The sequence below is a fragment of the Acinetobacter sp. CAU_H_S139_7 genome, assembly GCF_058599305.1.
In genome coordinates, this window is record NZ_CM178651.1 from 577,853 (window position 1) to 601,664 (window position 23,812).

A 23,812-nucleotide genomic window follows, 5' to 3' on the forward strand; every position below is an offset into this window, starting at 1 on the left:
ATGGTGCTTTACGGTTGTTCTGAAAATATTTGACGAAAAATGAATTGGAACGCGAACGCGATGTGCTCTATTCAATGAGTAAAAAATAGCGTTACAATGCAGCGTCTTGTATTTTTACAAAGCCAACTCCTCAGTAGTTTTAATTTTAAACAAGTTAAGGAAAGCACAACCCTATGTCACGTTTAGCCACTCGTTTTGGACAGCTTAAATCTCAACAGCGTAAAGCTTTGGTTTCTTATGTTATGGCTGGTGACCCTCATCCACAGGTAACAGTTCCTTTGTTACATCAGATGGTCGAGGCGGGTGTAGATGTGATTGAACTCGGTCTTCCATTTTCAGACCCTATGGCAGATGGTCCTGTGATTGCCCTTGCTGCAGAACGCGCATTGGCAGGTGGCACCAATACCTTAGATGCTTTGAATATGGTCAAAGAGTTCCGTCAAAAGGATCAAGAGACCCCAGTCGTATTGATGGGTTATCTGAATCCAGTTGAAGTCATTGGTTATGAAAAGTTTGTATCGACTGCGCATGCATGTGGTGTCGATGGCATTCTACTGGTGGACTTACCACCAGAAGAAGCAGCAGAGCTTGATGTTGTATTGAAGCAATTTGATATGGATCAAATCTTTTTACTAGCGCCAACGTCAACGGACGAACGCATTAAACATGTGGTGAAACAGGCGAGTGGTTTCATCTATTACGTGTCTTTAAAAGGGGTCACAGGTGCAGCAACTTTAGACGTTGCTGAAGCTGCAAACCGAATTGCGAAAATTAAAGCAGAAACAGATATTCCTGTCGGTGTTGGTTTTGGGATCAGTGATGCGACATCTGCCAAAGCAATGGGCGGAGTGGCTGATGCTGTGATTGTTGGTAGTGCTTTTGTTAAGCAATTTGCAAACTTAGCACCAGAACAAGCCGTGGTTGAAACGGTTAATAAAGTCAAGGAGCTTCGAGCAGCGCTCGATGAGTTAGTATGAGTCAAGATGTTAAATCAGGGAAAATCCTAAGCCCATCGACGCCATGGACTGAACGTGGTGTACCTGGTATTCAAGTACCTGATGAGCAAACCTCACTCAAGGCGACGTTTACAGAACCAACGATTGAATGCCCTGAGTGCCATGCACTTGTTACACGTACTGCAATGTCATTTAACGCGTATGTTTGCCCTCAGTGTGATGAACATTTGCGTATGAAAGCCCGTGATCGTTTGAATTGGTTCTTTGACCAAGTGCAAACAGAATTGGGACAAGAATTTAAAGCCAAAGATCCACTGAAATTTGTCGACTCAAAGCCATATCCAGCGCGTATGAGTGAAGCGCAGACCAAAACAGGTGAAACTGAAGCCTTGGTCGTGATGCAAGGTTTACTCAAAGGTATTCCTTTGATTGCCTGTGCCTTTGAATTTGACTTCATGGGCGGCTCAATGGGTACAGTTGTTGGTGACCGTTTTGTGCAAGCGGCTGAAAAAGCCATTGCGGACAAACAACCCCTGATTTGCTTTGCTGCTTCAGGCGGTGCGCGTATGCAAGAAGGTATGTTGTCTTTGATGCAAATGGCGCGTACTTCAGCGGCCATCCAAAAAATGAAAGATGCTGGCTTACCTTATTTGGTGGTGTTGACCCATCCTGTTTACGGTGGTGTAACCGCATCTTTAGCAATGCTCGGTGATGTACATATTGCTGAGCCGAAAGCGATGATTGGTTTTGCAGGTAAACGCGTGATCGAACAAACGGTACGCGAAAAGTTAGAAGAGCCATTCCAGCGTGCTGAATACTTGCTTGATCATGGTGTAATCGATCAAATTGTTCACCGTCACGCATTACGTGATACAGTTTATCGTATTGTCGCGAAACTGATGAATTTGTCTTGAACACAGCACCACTTGCAACAGACTCTTTAGAAACATGGCTCGATTATTGGGGCCATGTTCACGTTACGGGGATTGATTTAGGATTGGAACGGGTCATTCCTGTAGCTGAAAAGCTCGGTGTGACGCGTCCCGATGCCAAAGTTTTAACCGTAGCGGGAACCAATGGAAAAGGTTCGACCACCACCACACTGGCTGCCATTTTAAATGCGCAAGGCTATAAGGTGGGACTGTATCAGTCACCACATATTTACCGTTTTAATGAACGGGTCAAATTGCGTGGTGTAGAGGTCGATGACCAAAGCTTGGTCGATGCTTTTGTACAAGTGGATCAAGCGCGCCGTGATTGTGATTTAAGCCTCTCGTTCTTTGAGGCGACCACACTCGCGGCTTTTGTCATTTTTAAAGACCAAGCATGTGATGTTTGGGTGCTTGAAGTCGGTCTGGGCGGTCGCTTAGATGTGGTCAACGTGATTGAACCCGATGTTGCGGTGATCACCAATATTGGTTTAGACCATACTGACTGGCTGGGCGATACCATCGAAAAGATTGCCTTTGAAAAGGCTGGCATTATCCGTCCCAATATTCCTGTGGTGTTTGGCGGCTTACAACAAATCCCTCAAGCGATTATCGATAAAGCGGATGCTTGTGCTGCAAAACTTTATGCAGTGAATCGTGACTATTTTTATCAACGCAGTGAGCATGGTCAGGCGTGGATGTTTGCATCCAGCGGCACCACTTTAAATTTACCTCTCGGCACATTGGCGGTTGAAAATATTTCAACAGCTGTTGCTGCTGTTTTATTGAGTGGTTTAACGGTCACTCAAGCGGCTATTTCTGAAGGAATTCAAAACGCAAAATTGCAAGGTCGTTTTGAAATTCGCCAAATACAGAACAAAACGGTGATTTTTGATGCAGGGCATAACCCGCATGGTGTTGCTTTTTTATTAAATCAATTGCGAAATTTCCTAAAATACAATAAACAGTACACTGAATTAGTCAGTGTTTTCTCGATGTTGGCAGATAAAGATGTGAAATCTGTCACAGAGTTATTGAAAGACTCCATACAAACGTGGAAAATTGCGGCATTAACTGTCCCGCGTGCAGCTCCAATTGAACAATTGGATCAAGCGCTGCAAGGGCAACATGTGCAGCACTTTGACAGTGTGAAATTGGCTTTTAAATCAGCGCTCGACGAAACAAAGAATAATCAGCTGATTTTGGTATGTGGTTCATTTCATACATTAGAAGCGGTATGGGAGTATTTGGAAGAATGTCAATGAATAGCAAACAACGTTGGATGGGTGGCGTTGTTTTATTAGGTGGTGGTGTCCTTTTGGCGGCATTACTGCTTAAAGGCAAAGAAGAAATACATCAAAATAATATTAAAACACCAGAGCTAGTCACACAAAATGTGCAACGCAATGCCGAAGGTGAGTTGGTTCAACTTCAGCCGTTAACGGTTGATGTTGAAACAGAAAAGCGTTTACTGGAACAACAACGTGTAGCACGTGAAAAATCGGTTGCTGAACAAGAAGCTCGTGCGGCCGAATTTTTAGCAATGCAACAGCAAGCTGAAGCAGATGCTGCACGTAAAGCAGCGGAAGAATATGCCGCGTTAAATGCACACCGTAATGCTGCACAGCAAAGCTCGGATAACATTCCACCAGAATTGGTTGAAGATGAAAAAGCCAAGCAACAGCGAATTGCTGCGGATAAAGCCGCTGAGCTAAAGAAGTTGGAACAGCAAAAGCTGCAAGCACGTACTGAAGCAGAAAAAGCAGCGGCTACAAAAAAACTGGCTGAGCAAAAAGTCTTAGCAGAAAAGCAAGCACTTGAAGATAAAGCTAAGCGAGAAGCAGAGGCTAAACGTAAAGCAGAAGATGAGCGTAAATCTGAAGCGAAAAAAGAAGCCGAACGTAAAGCAGATGCTGAGAAAAAAGCGGAAGACAAACGTAAGGCAGATGAAAAGCGTAAAGCTGATGAAGCCAAGAAAAAGGCGGAAGCTGAGAAAGCGCGTGATTTGCTTGAACATGGTGATAAGCAGTGGATGGTACAGGTGGCATTGGCTGCCAATGAAGCCAATGCGGATGCACTGGCTGCTAAGCTTCGTGCCAAGGGCTATAAGGTCACTAAAAGTCCAACCTCTAAAGGCGTACGGATTATGGTGGGGCCATCTAAAGACCGTGATACTGCCGATGCAGCCCGCAAGAAGATTACTTCAGATGCGAGCCTCGGCATGAAGTCCGCATGGGTGATTGACTGGGTGCCACTCGACAAACGCTAAGATCGGATTCAACCTAATTGCCTTCACTAAGATGGATTCAATAGTTGCTGTTGAATCCATTTTATATTTTCAGGGCTGAATAATGGCTCAATATTTTGCCAAATTGGATGAAAACCATAACCCCCATGTTTCATCTCAGCCAAGGCATCAGTGGTAGACCAGTTTTGAAAAATAATGCGGTACATGGCCACACTGGCGCCTGTACGGTCTGAACCATGGTAGCAATGCAGTAAAACTTTTTGCTGGTTTTGCTCTGCAAGTTGGATTTGCTGCATCACCTTTAACAAGTCTTCTCGGTCAATCGCCCATGTATGAATGGGGATATGTACCAGTTCAAACCCTTGGTTGGATAGTTTTTTCAGGTCTTGATTGCGTGAGCGTAAATTAATAATTACATCAATTTTCTGTGCTTTTAAACTCTGAACTAAATTTTGATCGGGTTGCTCACTACGAAAAATGGTTTTACTGATTTGATAGAAATTATGCTCAGGCTGCATCGACTGTCCCCAGTGTTGTGGACGCTCTGTCTCTGGCAACCCAGGTGTAGTCATACAGCCAGAAACACTGATACACAGAGAAAGCATAACAAGATATTTGGTCATAGGATCAGGCTCTGATGGTGTGAAAGTTCAACAGGGTCATGTGCGCAAAAGATTTCGATACTTGGTTCAGACTGTGCCAAGTGTTGAATTTTATGCAAGTTACTTAAACGCTGTGCATTATCTTCGGCAAAAAATACTTCCAAGGCATTTAAGCTGCGAAGTCTGTTTTGGGGGGTAAGTTCTAGGTGGGAGTAGTAAGCATCCCCGCAGAAGAGTTTCCAACCTTGTTGGGTTTTAATGGCAATGCCACAGTGGCCTTCAGTATGCCCAAACAGTGGAATCAAAAGAATCTCATTATGAAATAAGTCAAATCCTTGCACTTGAGTCAAATTAAACCATGCGTCACCGTGGATCGGCTCAATAAAGTGCCAATGGCGATGCTGCTGAAATTGTTGTGTTTTATAACGGGCCTTATTTTTAAATGATTTTAAATTTTGTGCCGCATTATATTCGTTAGACAGGATATGTACCGTTGCATTGGGAAAGTCGGAAATGCCCCCCGCATGGTCAAAATCCAGATGTGAAACCAAAATGTGTTTGACATCCTTTGGGCTAAAGCCAAGTTTTTGGATTTGTGCAATTGCAGTTAATTCTAAGTTTTGTTCAATTTTTCCAATTCGAGCCACCAACTGCCCCAAACGCTGCTTGGTGTGTAGATAGTCCTGTATGCCTAAGCCCGTATCAATCAGCACCAGCCCTTGATCTGTTTCAACCAAAAGACAATGGCACACCACCTTAGCTTGAAAACCTTTTTGACCAAAGAGTGGGGCACACACTGGACACATGGTGCCACAATGTAAATGGTGAATGTTATAAATCATAAAGTCTTTTTTATCGTATTGTTTTGACTGTTATAGCGGAAGACTTGAGTTTTAACAGTTTGATTTTGTTAAAGAGTTATGTGTATCTGCTTTAAACGGAAAAAAGCCTGTCGATTGACAGGCTTTCAAAAGTTCAAACTCGGCTCGTCATTGGAGTTTGTAACGATCATACAAGGTGACTCAGAACGTATTTTTATGGGTTAGTTTCCTCTTTTGGATTGCTTGGAGTTTAGTGCCCCATTTTTGTTTTCAATCGGTCTGCTCGGTTAAAACTTCGAGCTTCGCTTGTCTGCTGCAACAGCAGAGTATTTTATCCTTGCTCGGGCTGTGGAGTCAGGCGTAAATACGGGGTGATTGCTTTATAACCTTTCGGAAAGCGCTGTGCGATTTCAGCTTCATCTTTGAGTGACGGCACAATCACCACATCTTCGCCTTGTTGCCAGTTCGCAGGAGTTGCAACTTTGTGGTGATCGGTCAGTTGCAGTGAGTCAATCACGCGTAAGATTTCATGGAAATTACGACCAGTCGATGCAGGATAAGTGATAATCAAACGGACTTTTTTGTTTGGATCGATAATCACTAAAGAGCGAACTGTTAATGTTTCACTGGCATTAGGATGGATAAAACCATATAGCTCAGACACTTTACGGTCTTGGTCGGCAATGATCGGGAAATTCACCGTGGTATTTTGGGTTGCATTGATGTCTTTAATCCAACCTAGATGTGACTCAACATCATCGACCGAGAGAGCAATGGCTTTTACCCCACGTTTTTCAAATTCATCTTTGAGTTTTGCGGTAAAGCCAAGCTCGGTGGTACATACTGGCGTGTAGTCAGCAGGATGTGAAAACAGTACTCCCCAGCTATCGCCTAAAAATTGATAAAAATCGATTTTGCCTTCGCTCGAAGCCTGTTGAAAGTTGGGTGCGATGTCGCCTAAACGTAAACTCATGTTGAACCTCAAATTATCTTTATGTCTATGGAATGAACATCACTATGGCGCAATTTCTTTTGCATGAAAAATAGTGTTTTATTATTTGTTTATACAAAATATTCATAATTGGTCGGATAGCTGTTATGTATTTGGGGATGCCAAAGATGACCTCATTGTTGCTCTAGAGACCGTTTATTTGCATATTTGGTAACGGTGTTTAGACGAGATTTTTTCTGCTTCTGTGAAGTGTATCGCTCTATAGAATTGATTGCGCATTCGATCGGTTTATGATTGGATATAATTCTTTTCATGATTGATTTATATTTGTTTTTTAAAGCAAATTCACAAAGTATAAAAAACTTGAGTATTAGAACAATGAAAAAAATAGGTATCGCCCTGACTTTAGTGTTATGGGGACTGGAAGTAACCCATGCGCAGAATGGTGGGCAATTGAAACAAGCCCAAGTGAGTACTGCTCGTCAAACGCCACAACAAATTACAGATCAATATCTAGCGTCCCAAAAAAGCCTTACACAGCGGAAAGTGGCGCTGTCTCAGGCTCTCGAACAGGAGTTAGCTCGAGGTCAGAATGCGAATAATATTTATCAAGTTGCTTGTGTACAGCTTGTTCCAATTCTTACCGCAATGCGAGTCAATGATGAACAACTCTTGGGTTTCTTACAGAGCATGAATCCAAATCAGTCCAACAACGGGGTGAAAGCCTCGCTGCGGCAAAATCATGCACTTGAAAGCAAAACCTTGAACAACTGCAAACAATTAAAGTCGCTACTTTAAAAAGACTGTTGAATCCTGATGAGTTCGGATGAAATCTCTATGTCGGCTGTTTAAAATTTGTTACATTAGTTTGCCTTAGATTCGACGGGCTAGAAACAATGAATAGATTTTTTAAATGGTTTTGTGTAAAGCCCTTGTACTTCAAATTTCTAGCACCATAATAACGACTAAGAAAACATATTCATTTGACAAGCAAGATTTAGAGAGTCTATTCATGTTGGCAAGTCTGATCGGAGGAATCTTCGGTACCAAAAATGAGCGCGAACTCAAACGCATGCGTAAAATCGTAGACAAGATTAATGCGCTCGAGCCGACGATATCCGCTCTTGGCGATGCAGACTTATCTGCAAAAACTGAAGAATTTAAACAACGTTATAACAAGGGCGAAAGCCTCGATAAATTACTCCCAGAAGCATTTGCCGTTTGCCGTGAAGCAGCTAAGCGTGTCATGGGCATGCGTCATTACGATGTACAGTTGATCGGTGGTATTACCTTACACGAAGGTAAAATTGCAGAGATGCGTACAGGTGAAGGTAAAACCCTGATGGGTACCTTGGCGTGTTATTTAAACGCGATTAGTGCTCAAGGTGTTCACGTCATTACCGTGAATGACTACTTGGCACAGCGTGATGCTGAATTAAACCGTCCGCTGTTTGAATTCTTGGGTTTAAGCATCGGGATTATCTATTCCATGCAAGATCCAACAGAGAAAGCTGAAGCCTATCGTGCCGATATTACCTACGGTACCAACAACGAATTTGGCTTTGACTATCTACGTGACAACATGGTGTTCTCGCTTGCTGAGAAAAAACAACGTGGTTTGATCTATGCCATCATCGATGAAGTCGATTCGATCTTAATTGATGAAGCGCGTACGCCTTTGATTATTTCAGGGCAAAGTGATGATTCTTCACAGTTGTATGCCGCAATCAACAGTATTCCGCCCAAGCTGCATGCGCAGAAAGAAGAAAAAGTCGCTGATGGTGGTCATTTCTGGATTGATGAAAAACAACGTTCTGTTGAAATGACAGAAATTGGTTTTGAAACGGTTGAAAATGAACTGATTGAAATGGGCTTGTTGGCTGAAGGTGAAAGCCTGTATTCATCGACCAACCTAAATCTAGTTCATCATGTTACTGCTGCCATTCGTGCGCATTACTTGTATCAACGCAATGTGCATTACATCATCAATGATGGTGAAGTAATCATTGTCGATGAAAACACAGGACGTACCATGCCAGGTCGTCGCTGGTCAGAGGGTTTACACCAAGCAGTTGAAGCAAAAGAAGGCTTAGAAATCCAGCCTGAAAACCAAACACTCGCAACTACAACCTTCCAGAACTATTTCCGTCTATACAAAAAGCTTTCGGGTATGACCGGTACTGCCGATACTGAAGCGGCGGAAATGAAAGAAATTTATGGTCTAGATGTAGTCATCATTCCGACACACCGTCCAATGATTCGTCTCGACCAAAACGATTTAATCTATTTAAATCGTAATGGTAAATACAACGCGATTATTCAAGAAATTCAACGCGTGCATGAGTCTGGTGTAGCACCAATTCTGATTGGTACAGCAACCATTGAAGCCTCTGAGATTCTTTCTGATAAATTGCGTGATGCTGGCATTCAGCACGAAGTGTTAAATGCGAAACAACACGAACGTGAAGCGGATATTATTGCGCAAGCGGGTGCACCGCGAGCAGTAACCATTGCAACCAACATGGCAGGTCGTGGTACAGACATTCTGCTCGGTGGTAACTGGAAAGCTTTACTGGCAAAAATTGAAAACCCAACCCCTGAAGATGAAGCGCGCTTAAAAGCCGAATGGGAACAAAGCCATGAAATGGTATTGAGTTCTGGTGGCTTACACATCATTGGTTCTGAGCGTCACGAATCACGTCGTATTGATAACCAGCTTCGTGGTCGTGCAGGTCGTCAGGGTGACCCTGGTGTGTCACGTTTCTACTTGTCCCTTGAAGATGACTTAATGCGTATCTTTGCAGGTGATCGTGTTGTGGGCATGATGCGTGCGATGGGCTTACAAGAAGACGAAGCCATTGAGCATAAAATGGTGTCACGTTCGATTGAAAATGCGCAGCGCAAAGTTGAAGCACGTAACTTCGACATTCGTAAGAACTTATTGAAATACGATGACGTCAACAACGAACAGCGTAAAATTATTTACTCGCAACGTGATGAAGTTTTAGCTGAAAGTACATTACAAGATTACATCGAAGAGATGCAACGTGATGTGATGAAAGGCGTGATTTCTAACTATATTCCACCTGAGTCAATTCATGATCAATGGGATATTGATGGGCTTGAAAAAGCGTTACGTGAAGACCTCGCAATTGATTTGCCAATCAACCAATGGTTAGAAGATGACCGTCGTTTAGATGAGGAATCTTTGGTTGAGCGTATTACCGATGAAGTGGTACAGCGTTACCGTAGTCGCCGTGAACAAATGGGTGATGAAACTGCAGTTATGCTGGAGCGTCACTTCATGCTGAACTCGCTGGATCGTCACTGGAAAGATCACTTGGCAGCGATGGATTATTTACGTCAAGGCATTCACTTGCGTGGCTATGCGCAGAAAAATCCTGAGCAAGAATACAAAAAAGAAGCGTATAACTTATTTGTAAATATGTTGGCGATTATCAAATCGGATGTTGTGACTGATTTATCTCGCGTACATGTGCCAACGGCTGAAGAGCTGGCTGAAATGGAAGCTCAAAAGCAAGCTCAAGCTGAAGCGATGCAATTGAACTTGTCGCATGCAGACTTTGATGGTTTGTTGGCTGATGATCAAAGCCACTTCGCAGAAGTAGATGCACAGTATGAGCCAGTAGAAGAGTTTGCTGCACCTGCGAGTCGTAACGCGCCTTGCCCATGTGGTTCAGGCCTAAAATATAAACAGTGTCACGGTAAAATCTAAACTGTGAACGAGTGAAAAAGCAGAACTTCGGTTCTGCTTTTTATTGGCATGACTGAAAAATTGACGTTAAGATCAATCCAAATACGATTCTGATTACAGCTAAAGCGTTGCATAATGTGAATAGCATTTGCAGTGTTAGGCATTAAATGCTATTTAGTTGCTCATCATCTAAACCTCTAAAGTGGAAAGACAATGAAAAAAGTATTAAAACCAATCATGATTGTAGCTTTAGCGCTTCCAACTTTTGCATTTGCAGATACCACTACCGCAGCTAAAGTTCAACAAGCGCGCGGTGCAACTACAGCACCTGCGGCACAAGCCAATGGCAATATTACGGTACAAAGTCCGCGTACAGGGATTCGTTATACCTTTGCCAACCCAAATCAACGCCCAGTAGTTCTGCAAACGGCTGCTATTGCTCCTGTAAATGCAGCAACGGTGAATCGTATTGTGGCTTCAAATCCAGCGCTTTCTCCTGTAAGTCAAGAAAATGCTAAACAAGCGCTTTTGTCTAGCTCAGCACAGCTTGCTTCAAATTAATCAAATGCTGCTGCATAAAACCAATCTTCGGATTGGTTTTTTTATGTCAAAAATGAGTGTGCATTGAAAAGTTAAAGCAAACAAAGTCTTCTGCTCGATTTTTTCTGAAAATTCTAATAAGCTGTGTTTTTTCTAACAAATGAATTGGACGTTTAAAATGCCAGTAGGTGACGTATCAATGCCACAAATGCACGTGGTGAAAGGGGTGAGAATCGGAACGGCTGAAGCTTATGTGCGCTATCAGAACCGACGTGATCTTGTCATTTTCGAATTTGCTGAAGGAACGAACGTTGCGGGTGTTTTCACTCAAAATGCGTTCTGTGCGGCGCCCGTGCATGTGTCAAAAGCGCACTTACAGGTGGCGAATCCGCGTTACCTCATTATTAACACTGGTAATGCCAATGCCGGTACAGGCAAGACGGGCATGCTGAATGCTGAGCGTACTTGTGCAAAATTGGCTGAGCTTGCTGGTGTGCAAGCAACGGAAGTGTTACCGTTTTCAACAGGGGTGATTGGTGAACAATTGCCGTTGGAGCGTTTGTTAAATGGTTTACAGTCTGCATTAAATAGTTTGAGTGCTGATGCTTGGGATGCTGCTGCTACTGGGATTATGACGACTGACACCACACCGAAAGGCGCATCTGAGCAATTCGAGTTGGATGGCATCACGTATACCATGACGGGTATTTCTAAGGGTGCAGGCATGATTCGTCCCAACATGGCAACGATGTTGGGCTATGTTGCAACCGATGCCCCTCTTAGCCGCGAGTTGGTTCAGCAACTGTTGAGCGAAACGGTGAATGTTTCTTTCAACCGAATTACCATTGATGGTGATACTTCAACCAATGACTCCTGTATCTTTGCGGCTACGGGTCAAGCGGGTGGTGTTGAAATTAGCTCAACCCAAGATGCACGCTATACCGTAGTGCTAGATGTACTCACGCGTATGATGAAACGTCTTGCACAACTAATTGTGCGTGATGGTGAAGGTGCAACCAAGTTTATTACGGTTGCTGTTGAAGGTGGGTATGACACGCAAGAATGCTGTGATATTGCTTATAGTATTGCGCATTCACCTTTGGTTAAAACCGCGATTTTTGCGTCAGATCCGAACTGGGGACGTATCTTGGCTGCGATTGGTTATGCTGGGGTTAAAAATTTAGATGTTGAAAAAATCCAAGTTTGGTTAGATGATGTGCAAATCTGTAAGGATGGTGGCGCGGCTGCCGATTACACGGAAGCGGAAGGTGCTCGTGTAATGTCACAAGCTGAAATGACCATTCGTGTAGATCTAGGACGCGGGGCAGCGAAAGACACAGTGTATACCTGTGACTTATCTTATGACTATGTAAAGATTAATGCGGATTATCGTTCTTAATCTTAACGAGTTTAAAAAAAGCCTCCTTTGGAGGCTTTTTTACCATAAGAACTTTTGAATGATTGGTCAAAAGCCGAGAAGCCATTTGGCCAATAAATTAAGTGCGGGACTTGCTTGCCGACAAGCATGAAGGGATGAATGAATGATGAACAATGCGACCAATTTAATTGCCAATGACGCAAAATCAATTGTGCAGGCGCATTTGGACCGTTTGGGTGAAACCAAAGACTCAAAGCTCAGTGAAGAACTGAAGCAAGAAAAATTTGCTTTAATCTTGGACGAGTTGAAAAAGCGCGATGCGGTATTGGTGGCGCACTACTATTGCGATCCTGAAGTGCAGGAATTGGCCGAGTTAAGTGGCGGATGTGTTTCTGATTCATTGGAAATGGCCCGCTTTGGTCGTGATCATCCAGCATCAACCTTGGTGGTGGCGGGCGTTAAATTTATGGGTGAAACCTCAAAAATTTTATCACCGAATAAAACCATTCTGATGCCAACTTTAGAGGCCACATGTTCTTTAGATTTGGGCTGTCCTGTTGAAGAATTTAGTCAGTTTTGTGATGCCCATCCAGACCATACAGTAGTGGTCTATGCCAACACTTCAGCAGCCGTTAAAGCCCGTGCTGATTGGGTGGTGACCTCAAGTTGTGCGGTCGAAATTATTGAGCATCTAGACAGTTTAGGTGAAAAGATTATTTGGGCGCCTGATCAGCATTTAGGCCGTTATATCCAAAAGAAAACAGGCGCAGACATGTTGCTTTGGGATGGTGCATGTATTGTGCATGAAGAATTCCGTGCACGTGGCATCGCGCAAATGAAAGCGCTTTATCCTGATGCTGCGGTGCTGGTACATCCTGAGTCGCCTGAATCGGTGGTAGATGTTGCTGATGCCGTTGGAAGTACGTCGCAACTGATTAAAGCGGCACAAACCTTACCCAATGAACGACTGATTGTGGCAACCGATCGGGGTATTTTCTACAAAATGCAACAAGCAGTGCCCAACAAAATTTTGGTTGAAGCACCAACAGCCGGAGAGGGTGCAACCTGTCGTTCTTGTGCACATTGTCCGTGGATGGCAATGAATGAGCTGGATGGTATTTTAGAGGTATTACAGCGTGGCGATCAGGAAATATTTGTAGACCCGGTACTTGCTGAGCGTGCGAAATTACCTTTAGATCGCATGTTGGATTTCAGTGCATCGCTAAAACGGTAAAATTTGTATAAAAAATGCTTGAAACGCTTGATTAATATACATTTGACGTGATTTTTTTATTTTTTTTAAATATAGGTGTTGACGTTATCAAGCGTCGCGCCTAGAATGCACACCGTACCGAACGAGATGTTCGATACAAAAGCTGAGATGAATCGGAGCATAGCACAGCCTGGTAGTGCACCTGGTTTGGGACCAGGGGGTCGTAGGTTCGAATCCTACTGCTCCGACCAATTCTTCAAGGCAAGGTTATCCATAATACCTCGTATTATTGGTCATGCGCCTGTAGCTCAGTTGGATAGAGCATCCGCCTTCTAAGCGGATGGTCACAGGTTCGAATCCTGTCAGGCGCGCCATTAGGTAGCTTGGTATTAAGAACCGACACGTTATGGTGGATGTAGCTCAGTTGGTAGAGCCCTGGATTGTGATTCCAGTTGTCGCGGGTTCGAATCCCGTCATTCACCCCAACTTTAAAAAGTTGAAATCGGAGCATAGCACAGCCTGGTAGTGCACCTGGTTTGGGACCAGGGGGTCGTAGGTTCGAATCCTACTGCTCCGACCATTTATTGAAATGGTCGAGATAAAGATACCGCATTAAGCGGTTTTTTTATGCCTGAAATTTAGTAAAGTACATAAAAAAGCCTTCGTGACGAAGGCTAAAGATAAAACATAAATGCTTAAGGAATAATAATATTCACACGACGATTCAGCGCTCGATTTTCCTCGCTGCTATTTTCTACCAGAGGTTGTGATGCACCGCGACCCATGCTCTGAATATTTTGAGTTTTAAACCCTGTTTCGATAAAAATCTGGCTAACCGTTGATGCGCGTTTCTCCGAGAGTGTTTGGTTGTAGCTTGGGTCACCAATATTATCTGTATGTCCAACCACTTTAATTTTATTTAAATTGTATTGCTGTAGCTGTTTAGAAAGCGCTTCGAGTGCGGGTTTTTGAGAGGCTTGAATATCGGATTGGTCAAAGCCGAACAATAATTTTTCAGGCAGTCTCAGCGTCCAGCCTTCTTCGGTCAGGGTAAAGCCTTGTTTCTTCAGCATGCGCGCTTGTTTATAGTTGAGGTGCCCTAAACTAAGGCAGCCAGATAAAGCAGTAATAAGACCTGCGATAAGCATAAATTTACAAAGATGTTTTAACATGAGGATTCCTGATCAGGATTTAGGCAAGGTGTTATGTACCACCCTTGAGCTAAGTTTTTGGCTTTATACATCGCATTGTCTGCTTCAGCAATCAAATCTTCAGGCGTTGTTGCACATTTTGAGAAAGCAACGCCAATACTGAAACTAAAATGAATCTGTTGTTGATCAAAAGATAATGGTGCTTTACTGCATTCGATTAAATGCTCGCAAATTAGTTCTAAATGATCATAGTGTTTGATATTGCGGAGTAGAATTGAAAATTCATCACCACCTAAGCGAGCAACCACATCGTGGCTTCTGACATTCTTTTTCAAACGTTGGGCCATTTCTTTGAGCACGGCATCACCTGCTAAGTGCCCATAAACATCATTAATGTTTTTAAAGTTATTGTTGTCGATAAAAAAGAGAGCGGTCTGGTTTTTCTCAGGGTGCTCAAATTGATTGAACAAAATATTGTAAAAATAATGACGATTCGGGAGTTCAGTTAATTGATCATGCAACGCTTGATGTGATAATTGAGAGTTTTCACTTTGTAGCTTTTCATTGGTACGTTGCACCTTGTCTAATAAATTATTAAATGCACCACTGATGACGCGAAATTCATAAATGGGGGATGATGGGAGACGTGCTTGATATTGGGTATCAAGATTAAGGCTTTCAACGGTATTGACCATGGGTTGAATCGAGTACATCACCTTTTGATATGTTGAATGTACCAACCACAACATAATCAGTAGGATGACAAAAATCCCAGCGGAGAGACAAATCAAGAGCTGAAAGAAAAAGCTCATGAGTTGAGTGGCACTACCGTAAATGATCAATGTCCCGTACTGGTTATTTTGATGTTTGATGGTGCGTGTCACAGGGTGTTTAAAGAAGACCTTATCAAACAGATTTTCCATCCATGCAAACTCAGGTGTAGGTTTGTATGCTTCGGCCAGTGGTTTCCCTTGTAGGTTGATGACTTGAATAGCGCGAATTGGATATTGCTGAATATGATTGTTCAGTGTTTGCTGTAGTGTAATAGAATCATTGAAAATGACAGCAGGTTGAATTTGCTCACTTAAGGTTGCGCTAAAAATATTAAGGCTTTGCTTGGCGTAGGTATTCATGGTGTAGATGGAAATCACCACGAAGATTAAACTACAAATTCCAAGAGTAAGAGCAAAAATCAGCAATTGAGACTGACTAAAAATTTTTTGTAGGGAGGTGTTAGAGCTTTTACGAAACATTGACTTAAGGCTCCGTAGATTTTGCTAATAATAAAACACGTGGATCTACACGTGCTTGGGACTGGGACAGGCTGGCCAAGTTTACCTTAAAGGAAGTTCGCGTTTTGTTTTGATATAAGCAAAATGCGCTACCTAATTCGCATTCAGTATTGTTAGAGCTAAAAGTCAGAGGAGCATCTTTTAGGTTATTTATAATATTTTGCTCTTCACGTGGTGTGTAGGTTGAGAAAAAAACAGCATTGCACATAACCTTATTCAATTCAGACAAACTGACCGCTTGAATTTGATACGCACTCTTGAGTTGCTGATTGACTTGAATGAACTGATTGGATAATTGGTTGTTATTTAAAATGCATAAAGAAATGGGATTGGGAGTATTCCAACGTACATAGCTCAAAATCGTCAATGTGGTTGCCGGGAGATTTAGTTGTGGTTGTGCCTGTACCTGAGAAATCATTAAACAGGACAAGAGGGTTAAATAAATTTTGTATTTAAAAGCTGTCATTATTCATTTTGCTTGGCAGCTAAAGTGACCCTATTTTAACGAAAAATAAACAGTGATGGTTAAAATTGCTTTAATAATCGACAAAAATCACATTTTTGACCAAAAAATATGCGCTTGAAATGAAATAATAGAAAAAGGTGTTGCAAGGGATTAGAAATGCTGTAGAATGCACATCCATCGGCGGTGATGTTGATTAAAACTTGTTGAGAAACAAGGATTTAGCCCAAGCGGTAGAATCTGGAAGTCTTGAATAAGTTTAAAAATAATTAACAAAACCAGTTGACTTCTTCTTGAAAGAGAGTAGTATGGCCGACCTAGCTTGCTGATGACGAATCAGTAAGAAGATCATTAAGAGATTATGAAGAACAACTTGTGTGGATTTTTACTGATTGATCGATCGAAAATATTTCATTGATTGAATGGTAAAAATTACTCGAAGTTTATTTGAGAAATATTTGTCAGAAAATTGATGAGCCAAGATTTGTAGCCATAAGCTACTAATGATTTTTAACTGAAGAGTTTGATCATGGCTCAGATTGAACGCTGGCGGCAGGCTTAACACATGCAAGTCGAGCGGGGAAAGGTAGCTTGCTACCTGACCTAGCGGCGGACGGGTGAGTAATGCTTAGGAATCTGCCTATTAGTGGGGGACAACATTCCGAAAGGAATGCTAATACCGCATACGCCCTACGGGGGAAAGCAGGGGATCTTCGGACCTTGCGCTAATAGATGAGCCTAAGTCAGATTAGCTAGTTGGTGGGGTAAAGGCCTACCAAGGCGACGATCTGTAGCGGGTCTGAGAGGATGATCCGCCACACTGGGACTGAGACACGGCCCAGACTCCTACGGGAGGCAGCAGTGGGGAATATTGGACAATGGGCGAAAGCCTGATCCAGCCATGCCGCGTGTGTGAAGAAGGCCTTTTGGTTGTAAAGCACTTTAAGCGAGGAGGAGGCTACTTAGATTAATACTCTAGGATAGTGGACGTTACTCGCAGAATAAGCACCGGCTAACTCTGTGCCAGCAGCCGCGGTAATACAGAGGGTGCGAGCGTTAATCGGATTTACTGGGCGTAAAGCGTGCGTAGGCGGCTTCTTAAGTCGGATGTGAAATCCCTGAGCTTAACTTAGGAATTGCATTCGATACTGGGAAGCTAGAGTATGGGAGAGGATGGTAGAATTCCAGGTGTAGCGGTGAAATGCGTAGAGATCTGGAGGAATACCGATGGCGAAGGCAGCCATCTGGCCTAATACTGACGCTGAGGTACGAAAGCATGGGGAGCAAACAGGATTAGATACCCTGGTAGTCCATGCCGTAAACGATGTCTACTAGCCGTTGGGGCCTTTGAGGCTTTAGTGGCGCAGCTAACGCGATAAGTAGACCGCCTGGGGAGTACGGTCGCAAGACTAAAACTCAAATGAATTGACGGGGGCCCGCACAAGCGGTGGAGCATGTGGTTTAATTCGATGCAACGCGAAGAACCTTACCTGGTCTTGACATAGTAAGAACTTTCCAGAGATGGATTGGTGCCTTCGGGAACTTACATACAGGTGCTGCATGGCTGTCGTCAGCTCGTGTCGTGAGATGTTGGGTTAAGTCCCGCAACGAGCGCAACCCTTTTCCTTATTTGCCAGCGGGTTAAGCCGGGAACTTTAAGGATACTGCCAGTGACAAACTGGAGGAAGGCGGGGACGACGTCAAGTCATCATGGCCCTTACGACCAGGGCTACACACGTGCTACAATGGTCGGTACAAAGGGTTGCTACCTAGCGATAGGATGCTAATCTCAAAAAGCCGATCGTAGTCCGGATTGGAGTCTGCAACTCGACTCCATGAAGTCGGAATCGCTAGTAATCGCGGATCAGAATGCCGCGGTGAATACGTTCCCGGGCCTTGTACACACCGCCCGTCACACCATGGGAATTTGTTGCACCAGAAGTAGGTAGTCTAACCGCAAGGAGGACGCTTACCACGGTGTGGCCGATGACTGGGGTGAAGTCGTAACAAGGTAGCCGTAGGGGAACCTGCGGCTGGATCACCTCCTTAACGAAAGATTGACGATTGGTAAGAATCCACAACAAGTTGTTCTTCATGACGATGTATCTGAGGGTCTGTAGCTCAGTTGGTTAGAGCACACGCTTGATAAGCGTGGGGTCACAAGTTCAAGTCTTGTCAGACCCACCAAATCTGACTAACAAGCATTATTAAATGCTGAATACAGAAAAACAGAGACATTGACTTATTGATAAGCTGGGGACTTAGCTTAGTTGGTAGAGCGCCTGCTTTGCACGCAGGAGGTCAGGAGTTCGACTCTCCTAGTCTCCACCAAATTTCAAGACAAGAAAACTTAAAGCACTGCTTTAAGGCTTTTCCTTGAAATTTAAGCAAGAAGCTATGCTTCGCGCAGATAGGTTGGATTACAGAAATTAGTAAGTAGATAACTTATTAACTTCTGTGATTTATCACAGTTTCCTGACCTGACGAAGGCTGGAAAAATCATTAACAGAATATATTTGAGTTGAAATAATTTGTTCATACTCGTTTTTAAGATCGACATTAACAGTGATTTATTACTGATTGATGAAGGTTGAAGAAATGAGTTACTAGCGAAATTAACTGAATCAAGCGTTTTGGTATGTGAATTGAATTGAAGCTGTACAGTGTTTAAGTACACAGAGCAACAAACTGTAAGGAAGTGATGAGAAATCATCATAGACTGTCTTAATCCTACTTGTAGGGATTAACGACTGTTTGGGGTTGTATAGTCAAGTAATTAAGTGCATGTGGTGGATGCCTTGGCAGTCAGAGGCGATGAAAGACGTAATAGCCTGCGATAAGCTCCGGGGAGGCGGCAAATATCCTGTGATCCGGAGATTTCTGAATGGGGAAACCCACCTGTCATAAGGCAGGTATCGTATGATGAATACATAGTCATACGAGGCGAACGAGGGGAAGTGAAACATCTCAGTACCCTTAGGAAAAGAAATCAATTGAGATTCCCTCAGTAGCGGCGAGCGAACGGGGAAAAGCCCATTAAGTCATATCAGTTTTAGTGGAATGCTCTGGGAAGTGCAACCATAGTGGGTGATAGTCCTGTACACGAAAGGGCTGATATGATGATGTCGAGTAGGGCGGGGCACGTGAAACCTTGTCTGAATATGGGGGGACCATCCTCCAAGGCTAAATACTCCTGACTGACCGATAGTGAACCAGTACCGTGAGGGAAAGGCGAAAAGAACCCCTGTGAGGGGAGTGAAATAGATCCTGAAACCGCATGCATACAAGCAGTGGGAGCCGACTTGTTCGGTGACTGCGTACCTTTTGTATAATGGGTCAGCGACTTACATTCAGTAGCGAGGTTAACCGCATAGGGGAGCCGTAGAGAAATCGAGTCTTAATAGGGCGTTTAGTTGCTGGGTGTAGACCCGAAACCGGGTGATCTATCCATGAGCAGGTTGAAGGTTGGGTAACACTAACTGGAGGACCGAACCCACTGTCGTTGAAAAGCCAGGGGATGACTTGTGGATAGGGGTGAAAGGCTAATCAAACTCGGTGATAGCTGGTTCTCCCCGAAAGCTATTTAGGTAGCGCCTCGGACGAATACCATTGGGGGTAGAGCACTGTTTCGGCTAGGGGGTCATCCCGACTTACCAAACCGATGCAAACTCCGAATACCAATGAGTACTATCCGGGAGACAGACTGCGGGTGCTAACGTCCGTAGTCAAGAGGAAAACAATCCAGACCGCCAGCTAAGGCCCCAAAATTATAGTTAAGTGGGAAACGATGTGGGAAGGCATAGACAGCTAGGAGGTTGGCTTAGAAGCAGCCACCCTTTAAAGAAAGCGTAATAGCTCACTAGTCGAGTCGGCCTGCGCGGAAGATGTAACGGGGCTAAAACTATATGCCGAAGCTGCGGATTTGCAATTTATTGCAAGTGGTAGGGGAGCGTTCTGTAAGCCGATGAAGGTGTATTGAGAAGTATGCTGGAGGTATCAGAAGTGCGAATGCTGACGTGAGTAACGACAATGCGAGTGAAAAACTCGCACGCTGAAAGACCAAGGGTTCCAGTCCAACGTTAATCGGGGCTGGGTGAGTCGACCCCTAAGGCGAGGCCGAGAGGCGTAGTCGATGGGAAATTGGTTAATATTCCAATACTTCTGTGTAATGCGATGAGAGGACGGAGAAGGTTAAGTCAGCCTGGCGTTGGTTGTCCAGGTGGAAGGTTGTAGGCATGCATCTTAGGCAAATCCGGGGTGCTCTATGCTGAGAACTGATAGCAAGCTGTACTTGTACAGTGAAGTGGCTGATACCATGCTTCCAGGAAAAGTCTCTAAGCTTCAGTTACACAGGAATCGTACCCGAAACCGACACAGGTGGTCAGGTCGAGTAGACCAAAGCGCTTGAGAGAACTCTGCTGAAGGAACTAGGCAAAATGGTACCGTAACTTCGGGAGAAGGTACGCTGCTTTTGGTGATGGAACTTGCTTCCTGAGCTGAGAGCAGCCACAGAAACCAGGCCCCTGCAACTGTTTATTAAAAACATAGCACTCTGCAAACACGAAAGTGGACGTATAGGGTGTGATGCCTGCCCGGTGCTGGAAGGTTAATTGATGGGGTTAGCGTAAGCGAAGCTCTTGATCGAAGCCCCAGTAAACGGCGGCCGTAACTATAACGGTCCTAAGGTAGCGAAATTCCTTGTCGGGTAAGTTCCGACCTGCACGAATGGCATAATGATGGGGGCGCTGTCTCCAGCAGAGACTCAGTGAAATCGAATTCGCCGTGAAGATGCGGTGTACCCGCGGCTAGACGGAAAGACCCCGTGAACCTTTACTGCAGCTTGACATTGAACTTTGATCTTACTTGTGTAGGATAGGTGGGAGGCTTTGAAACCGAGACGCTAGTTTCGGTGGAGCCAATCTTGAAATACCACCCTGGTAATATTGAGGTTCTAACTCTGTCCCGTTATCCGGGACGAGGACCATGTCTGGTGGGTAGTTTGACTGGGGCGGTCTCCTCCTAAAGAGTAACGGAGGAGTACGAAGGTGCGCTCAGCGTGGTCGGAAATCACGCGTAGAGTATAAAGGCAAAAGCGCGCTTAACTGCGAGACCCACAAGTCGAGCAGGTACGAAAGTAGGTCTTAGTGATCCGGTGGTTCTGTATGGAAGGGCCATCGCTCAACGGATAAAAGGTACTCTGGGGATAACAGGCTGATACCGCCCAAGAGTTCATATCGACGGCGGTGTTTGGCACCTCGATGTCGGCTCATCTCATCCTGGGGCTGAAGCAGGTCCCAAGGGTATGGCTGTTCGCCATTTAAAGAGGTACGCGAGCTGGGTTTAGAACGTCGTGAGACAGTTCGGTCCCTATCTACCGTGGGCGTTGGAAATTTGAGAGGATCTGCTCCTAGTACGAGAGGACCAGAGTGGACGAACCTCTGGTGTACCGGTTGTGACGCCAGTCGCATCGCCGGGTAGCTATGTTCGGAAGGGATAACCGCTGAAAGCATCTAAGCGGGAAGCCTACCTCAAGATAAGATTTCCCTAGGACTTTATGTCCTCTAAAGAGCCGTTGAAGACTACGACGTTGATAGGTTGGATGTGGAAGCATAGTGATATGTGAAGCTGACCAATACTAATTGCTCGTGAGGCTTGACTATACAACACCCAAACAGTTGGTGTTGTGGTTCAAATCACTGCAAACAACTTGATTTAGTTATAAAGCTAGATAAAATATCCAACTCAAATATACCTGTTAATAACTCATTTGATGAAAGTTAGGCACGAAGAGCACTGCTCTGAGGTTAGACCCAACGAATAGTCATAAACAGTTGTGCTGGCGACAATAGCAAGAGTGAACCACCTGATCCCTTCCCGAACTCAGAAGTGAAACCTCTTAGCGCTGATGGTAGTGTGGAGTTATCCATGTGAGAGTAAGTCATCGCCAGCTCATTAATTCTAAATCCCCCTCCGCTAATCGCTGAGGGGGATTTTTTTATGTGTGAAATAATAAAAAATGAACGAATCAATCGTCTAATTGAGATTTATCGTAATTAAATAAAACATCCTAAATAGTCATAATTAGGCGGATTCAAGCGGCAAGTGCAACAGTATAAAAACCAGCCATAACTTCACTCGGTGTATGCCAACCTAGTGTTTTTCTAGGACGATGGTTGAGTGTAAATTCTATCTGCTCTATTTGTTCGTTTGACACGTCATCAAACGATGACGATTTTGGCAGATATTGCCGGATTAAACCATTCGTATTTTCATTTCTAGCTCGCTGAATAGACTTGTAAGGATCAGCAAAATACGTATCTATGCCAGCATCAGTAATTCTTTTGTGTTCGGAAAATTCCTTGCCATTATCAAATGTCACACTATAAGCATGGCTCATCTGTAAACGATCTAATGCACAAGTAATCGTTTGAGAGGATGCTCTCGTTGACCCTAAATGAACAATATGTACGTACAGGCTCTTTCGATCAACGAGAGTTAATAAAGCACCTTTATGATGTTTACCAATCACCGTGTCACCTTCGAAATCTCCTAAACGTTGTCGTTGATCAATGACCTGGTCTCGGCAATGAATACTTGTTTTATCAATGATTTGACCCCTACGATCCGTGTTTTTGTAACCTCGTTTTCGATATTTCTTCTGATGCCTTAAGTGTAGATGGAGTTTACCGCCTGTCGTTGATCAATGACCTGGTCTCGGCAATGAATACTTGTTTTATCAATGATTTGACCCCTACGATCCGTGTTTTTGTAACCTCGTTTTCGATATTTCTTCTGATGCCTTAAGTGTAGATGGAGTTTACCGCCTTTTGATTTATCTTGATAAATGTACTGGTAAATCCACTCATGTGAAGGTACATCCAGCCAACAGCGTTGTGTTAAAGCACCTGAAATTTGTTCTGGTGACCAGTCCAAGCCAATCAAATAATCAATATAAGCGAAGGCAAACGCTGTCATGGGTGATGAAGGACGGTACCGTCTTTGACTTGCAAATTTAGCTGCCTGTTGAGCTCTATATCCACGTTGTCCAGTATTTCTTTTTAATTCACGGTAGATGGTTGATCGTGAACGCCCTAACTCCCGAGCAAGGGTAGCGATTGAACTTTTACTTTTCAAAGTAGCATAAATTTCGTATCTTTCATCTTGAGAAAGTTGGGTGTATTTCTTCATTGTGTGCTTTCCAATTGCGAGTTGAAAAAGTCCAATGATTCTACGAATACACCTAACTTTTTCAACTAACTACAAATGTGTCGCACTTGGGATTTGAATCTGCGTTATTATTTAAATGAACCTTTCTATACTTATTTTTCTTTTTTACTATCAGTTAATTTTTACTATCAACTAAATACTATATTTTTATCTAATTTAAATTAGGCCTTTATTGTTAATTATTATTTTATTTCATATCAGAAAGACAAGTGTTAATGGTTGGTTTTATTTATTTTTAATGCGAATTAAATCATTTATTTAGACTAATGTTGAATTTTTATATCACTATAAATTGTGTGAATATAACACCAAATTACTTTGGTGA

At 43.5% G+C, this 23,812-nt stretch carries 15 protein-coding genes, 6 tRNA genes, 3 rRNA genes and 2 pseudogenes; 18 read left to right on the forward strand and 8 right to left on the reverse strand.

All coding sequences use genetic code 11. The features are described from left to right. Positions 1-173 precede the first annotated feature (173 nt). From trpA to AC4MC0_RS02840, 4 genes are read left to right on the forward strand one after another with little or no spacing between them, the layout of a single operon-like run. A complete protein-coding gene (gene trpA, locus AC4MC0_RS02825) occupies positions 174-977 on the forward strand; it encodes a tryptophan synthase subunit alpha (RefSeq protein ID WP_005401958.1) in 804 nt (267 codons plus the stop codon). Then, positions 974-1,870 (forward strand): acetyl-CoA carboxylase, carboxyltransferase subunit beta, encoded by an 897-nt coding sequence (gene accD / locus AC4MC0_RS02830; protein ID WP_005401957.1) that lies wholly within the window; start codon positions 974-976, stop codon positions 1,868-1,870. The genes trpA and accD overlap by 4 nt, the downstream gene beginning before the upstream one ends. Then, complete coding sequence (gene folC / locus AC4MC0_RS02835; protein ID WP_336000369.1) at positions 1,867-3,150, forward strand: bifunctional tetrahydrofolate synthase/dihydrofolate synthase; 1,284 nt, start codon at positions 1,867-1,869, stop codon at positions 3,148-3,150. Before accD ends, folC begins: the two co-directional genes overlap by 4 nt. Beyond that, complete coding sequence (locus tag AC4MC0_RS02840; RefSeq protein WP_406935410.1) at positions 3,141-4,154, forward strand: SPOR domain-containing protein; 1,014 nt, start codon at positions 3,141-3,143, stop codon at positions 4,152-4,154. Before folC ends, AC4MC0_RS02840 begins: the two co-directional genes overlap by 10 nt. Positions 4,155-4,180: 26 nt before the next feature. On the opposite strand, the gene AC4MC0_RS02845 is transcribed toward AC4MC0_RS02840, so the two are convergent. The 3 genes from AC4MC0_RS02845 to AC4MC0_RS02855 form a co-directional block, all read right to left on the reverse strand. After that, positions 4,181-4,756: a dual specificity protein phosphatase family protein gene (locus AC4MC0_RS02845; RefSeq protein ID WP_004697794.1), complete on the reverse strand. Its 576-nt coding sequence runs from the start codon at positions 4,754-4,756 to the stop codon at positions 4,181-4,183. Then, entirely contained in the window at positions 4,753-5,577 is an 825-nt protein-coding gene (locus AC4MC0_RS02850) for an MBL fold metallo-hydrolase (RefSeq protein WP_004697796.1), read from the reverse strand. The genes AC4MC0_RS02845 and AC4MC0_RS02850 overlap by 4 nt, the downstream gene beginning before the upstream one ends. Before the next feature lie 310 nt (positions 5,578-5,887). Beyond that, positions 5,888-6,529, reverse strand: a complete 642-nt coding sequence (locus tag AC4MC0_RS02855) for a peroxiredoxin (RefSeq protein WP_336000366.1) — start codon at positions 6,527-6,529, stop codon at positions 5,888-5,890. Between the two features lie 357 nt (positions 6,530-6,886). Here AC4MC0_RS02855 and AC4MC0_RS02860 point away from each other — a divergent pair, with 357 nt between their 5' ends. The 9 genes from AC4MC0_RS02860 (at position 6,887) to AC4MC0_RS02900 (ending at position 13,934) form a co-directional block, all read left to right on the forward strand. After that, entirely contained in the window at positions 6,887-7,306 is a 420-nt protein-coding gene (locus AC4MC0_RS02860) for a hypothetical protein (protein ID WP_279692643.1), read from the forward strand. Between the two features lie 214 nt (positions 7,307-7,520). Further along, on the forward strand, positions 7,521-10,244 hold the full coding sequence (secA, locus tag AC4MC0_RS02865; protein WP_336000362.1) for a preprotein translocase subunit SecA: 2,724 nt from the start codon (positions 7,521-7,523) through the stop codon (positions 10,242-10,244). 192 nt (positions 10,245-10,436) lie between these two features. Next, positions 10,437-10,784, forward strand: a complete 348-nt coding sequence (locus tag AC4MC0_RS02870; protein ID WP_004983653.1) for a hypothetical protein — start codon at positions 10,437-10,439, stop codon at positions 10,782-10,784. Positions 10,785-10,941: 157 nt separating this feature from the next. Next, entirely contained in the window at positions 10,942-12,162 is a 1,221-nt protein-coding gene (gene argJ, locus AC4MC0_RS02875; protein WP_151836095.1) for a bifunctional glutamate N-acetyltransferase/amino-acid acetyltransferase ArgJ, read from the forward strand. Between the two features lie 145 nt (positions 12,163-12,307). Next, on the forward strand, positions 12,308-13,375 hold the full coding sequence (gene nadA, locus AC4MC0_RS02880; protein ID WP_159153289.1) for a quinolinate synthase NadA: 1,068 nt from the start codon (positions 12,308-12,310) through the stop codon (positions 13,373-13,375). 153 nt (positions 13,376-13,528) lie between these two features. Next, a tRNA-Pro gene (locus AC4MC0_RS02885) sits at positions 13,529-13,605 on the forward strand. 46 nt (positions 13,606-13,651) lie between these two features. Further along, positions 13,652-13,728: transfer RNA gene (locus AC4MC0_RS02890), tRNA-Arg, on the forward strand. 35 nt (positions 13,729-13,763) lie between these two features. After that, positions 13,764-13,839 (forward strand) — tRNA-His (locus AC4MC0_RS02895). A gap of 18 nt (positions 13,840-13,857) precedes the next feature. Then, positions 13,858-13,934: transfer RNA gene (locus tag AC4MC0_RS02900), tRNA-Pro, on the forward strand. 115 nt (positions 13,935-14,049) lie between these two features. Here AC4MC0_RS02900 and yfiB read toward each other — a convergent pair. From yfiB to yfiR, 3 genes are read right to left on the reverse strand one after another with little or no spacing between them, the layout of a single operon-like run. Beyond that, positions 14,050-14,526 (reverse strand): outer membrane lipoprotein YfiB, encoded by a 477-nt coding sequence (gene yfiB, locus AC4MC0_RS02905; protein WP_336000358.1) that lies wholly within the window; start codon positions 14,524-14,526, stop codon positions 14,050-14,052. Continuing rightward, a complete protein-coding gene (gene dgcN / locus AC4MC0_RS02910; protein WP_279664683.1) occupies positions 14,520-15,758 on the reverse strand; it encodes a diguanylate cyclase DgcN/YfiN in 1,239 nt (412 codons plus the stop codon). The genes yfiB and dgcN overlap by 7 nt, the downstream gene beginning before the upstream one ends. A gap of 4 nt (positions 15,759-15,762) precedes the next feature. Further along, complete coding sequence (gene yfiR, locus AC4MC0_RS02915) at positions 15,763-16,263, reverse strand: regulatory sequestration protein YfiR (RefSeq protein WP_279670640.1); 501 nt, start codon at positions 16,261-16,263, stop codon at positions 15,763-15,765. A 508-nt stretch (positions 16,264-16,771) separates the two neighbouring features. Between yfiR and AC4MC0_RS02920 the strand changes: the two genes are divergently transcribed. From AC4MC0_RS02920 to rrf, 5 genes are all read left to right on the forward strand, one after another. Then, a 16S ribosomal RNA gene (locus AC4MC0_RS02920) occupies positions 16,772-18,309 on the forward strand. Positions 18,310-18,370: 61 nt separating this feature from the next. Next, positions 18,371-18,447 (forward strand) — tRNA-Ile (locus AC4MC0_RS02925). A 68-nt stretch (positions 18,448-18,515) separates the two neighbouring features. Then, positions 18,516-18,591: transfer RNA gene (locus tag AC4MC0_RS02930), tRNA-Ala, on the forward strand. 435 nt (positions 18,592-19,026) lie between these two features. After that, positions 19,027-21,920, forward strand: a 23S ribosomal RNA gene (locus AC4MC0_RS02935). Positions 21,921-22,095: 175 nt separating this feature from the next. After that, positions 22,096-22,210, forward strand: a 5S ribosomal RNA gene (gene rrf / locus AC4MC0_RS02940). The 16S, 23S and 5S rRNA genes sit together here with 2 tRNA genes alongside, the layout of an rRNA operon. Positions 22,211-22,351: 141 nt before the next feature. On the opposite strand, the pseudogene AC4MC0_RS02945 reads toward rrf, so the two are convergent. Then, positions 22,352-22,951, reverse strand: a pseudogene (locus AC4MC0_RS02945) (IS30 family transposase); the annotation flags it as partial. 11 nt (positions 22,952-22,962) lie between these two features. Further along, positions 22,963-23,448: pseudogene (locus AC4MC0_RS02950) on the reverse strand (IS30 family transposase); the annotation flags it as partial. Between the last annotated feature and the right edge of the window lie 364 nt (positions 23,449-23,812).

Bases quoted from the DNA above. Each gene is read 5' to 3' on its own strand.
- AC4MC0_RS02860 (WP_279692643.1), top strand. From the start codon at position 6,887: ATGAAAAAAATAGGTATCGCCCTGACTTTAGTGTTATGGGGACTGGAA.
- dgcN (WP_279664683.1), bottom strand. From the start codon at position 15,758: ATGTTTCGTAAAAGCTCTAACACCTCCCTACAAAAAATTTTTAGTCAG.
- AC4MC0_RS02870 (WP_004983653.1), top strand. From the start codon at position 10,437: ATGAAAAAAGTATTAAAACCAATCATGATTGTAGCTTTAGCGCTTCCA.
- AC4MC0_RS02855 (WP_336000366.1), bottom strand. From the start codon at position 6,529: ATGAGTTTACGTTTAGGCGACATCGCACCCAACTTTCAACAGGCTTCG.
- AC4MC0_RS02850 (WP_004697796.1), bottom strand. From the start codon at position 5,577: ATGATTTATAACATTCACCATTTACATTGTGGCACCATGTGTCCAGTG.
- yfiB (WP_336000358.1), bottom strand. From the start codon at position 14,526: ATGTTAAAACATCTTTGTAAATTTATGCTTATCGCAGGTCTTATTACT.
- AC4MC0_RS02840 (WP_406935410.1), top strand. From the start codon at position 3,141: ATGTCAATGAATAGCAAACAACGTTGGATGGGTGGCGTTGTTTTATTA.
- accD (WP_005401957.1), top strand. From the start codon at position 974: ATGAGTCAAGATGTTAAATCAGGGAAAATCCTAAGCCCATCGACGCCA.
- nadA (WP_159153289.1), top strand. From the start codon at position 12,308: ATGAACAATGCGACCAATTTAATTGCCAATGACGCAAAATCAATTGTG.
- argJ (WP_151836095.1), top strand. From the start codon at position 10,942: ATGCCAGTAGGTGACGTATCAATGCCACAAATGCACGTGGTGAAAGGG.
- secA (WP_336000362.1), top strand. From the start codon at position 7,521: ATGTTGGCAAGTCTGATCGGAGGAATCTTCGGTACCAAAAATGAGCGC.
- yfiR (WP_279670640.1), bottom strand. From the start codon at position 16,263: ATGACAGCTTTTAAATACAAAATTTATTTAACCCTCTTGTCCTGTTTA.
- trpA (WP_005401958.1), top strand. From the start codon at position 174: ATGTCACGTTTAGCCACTCGTTTTGGACAGCTTAAATCTCAACAGCGT.
- AC4MC0_RS02845 (WP_004697794.1), bottom strand. From the start codon at position 4,756: ATGACCAAATATCTTGTTATGCTTTCTCTGTGTATCAGTGTTTCTGGC.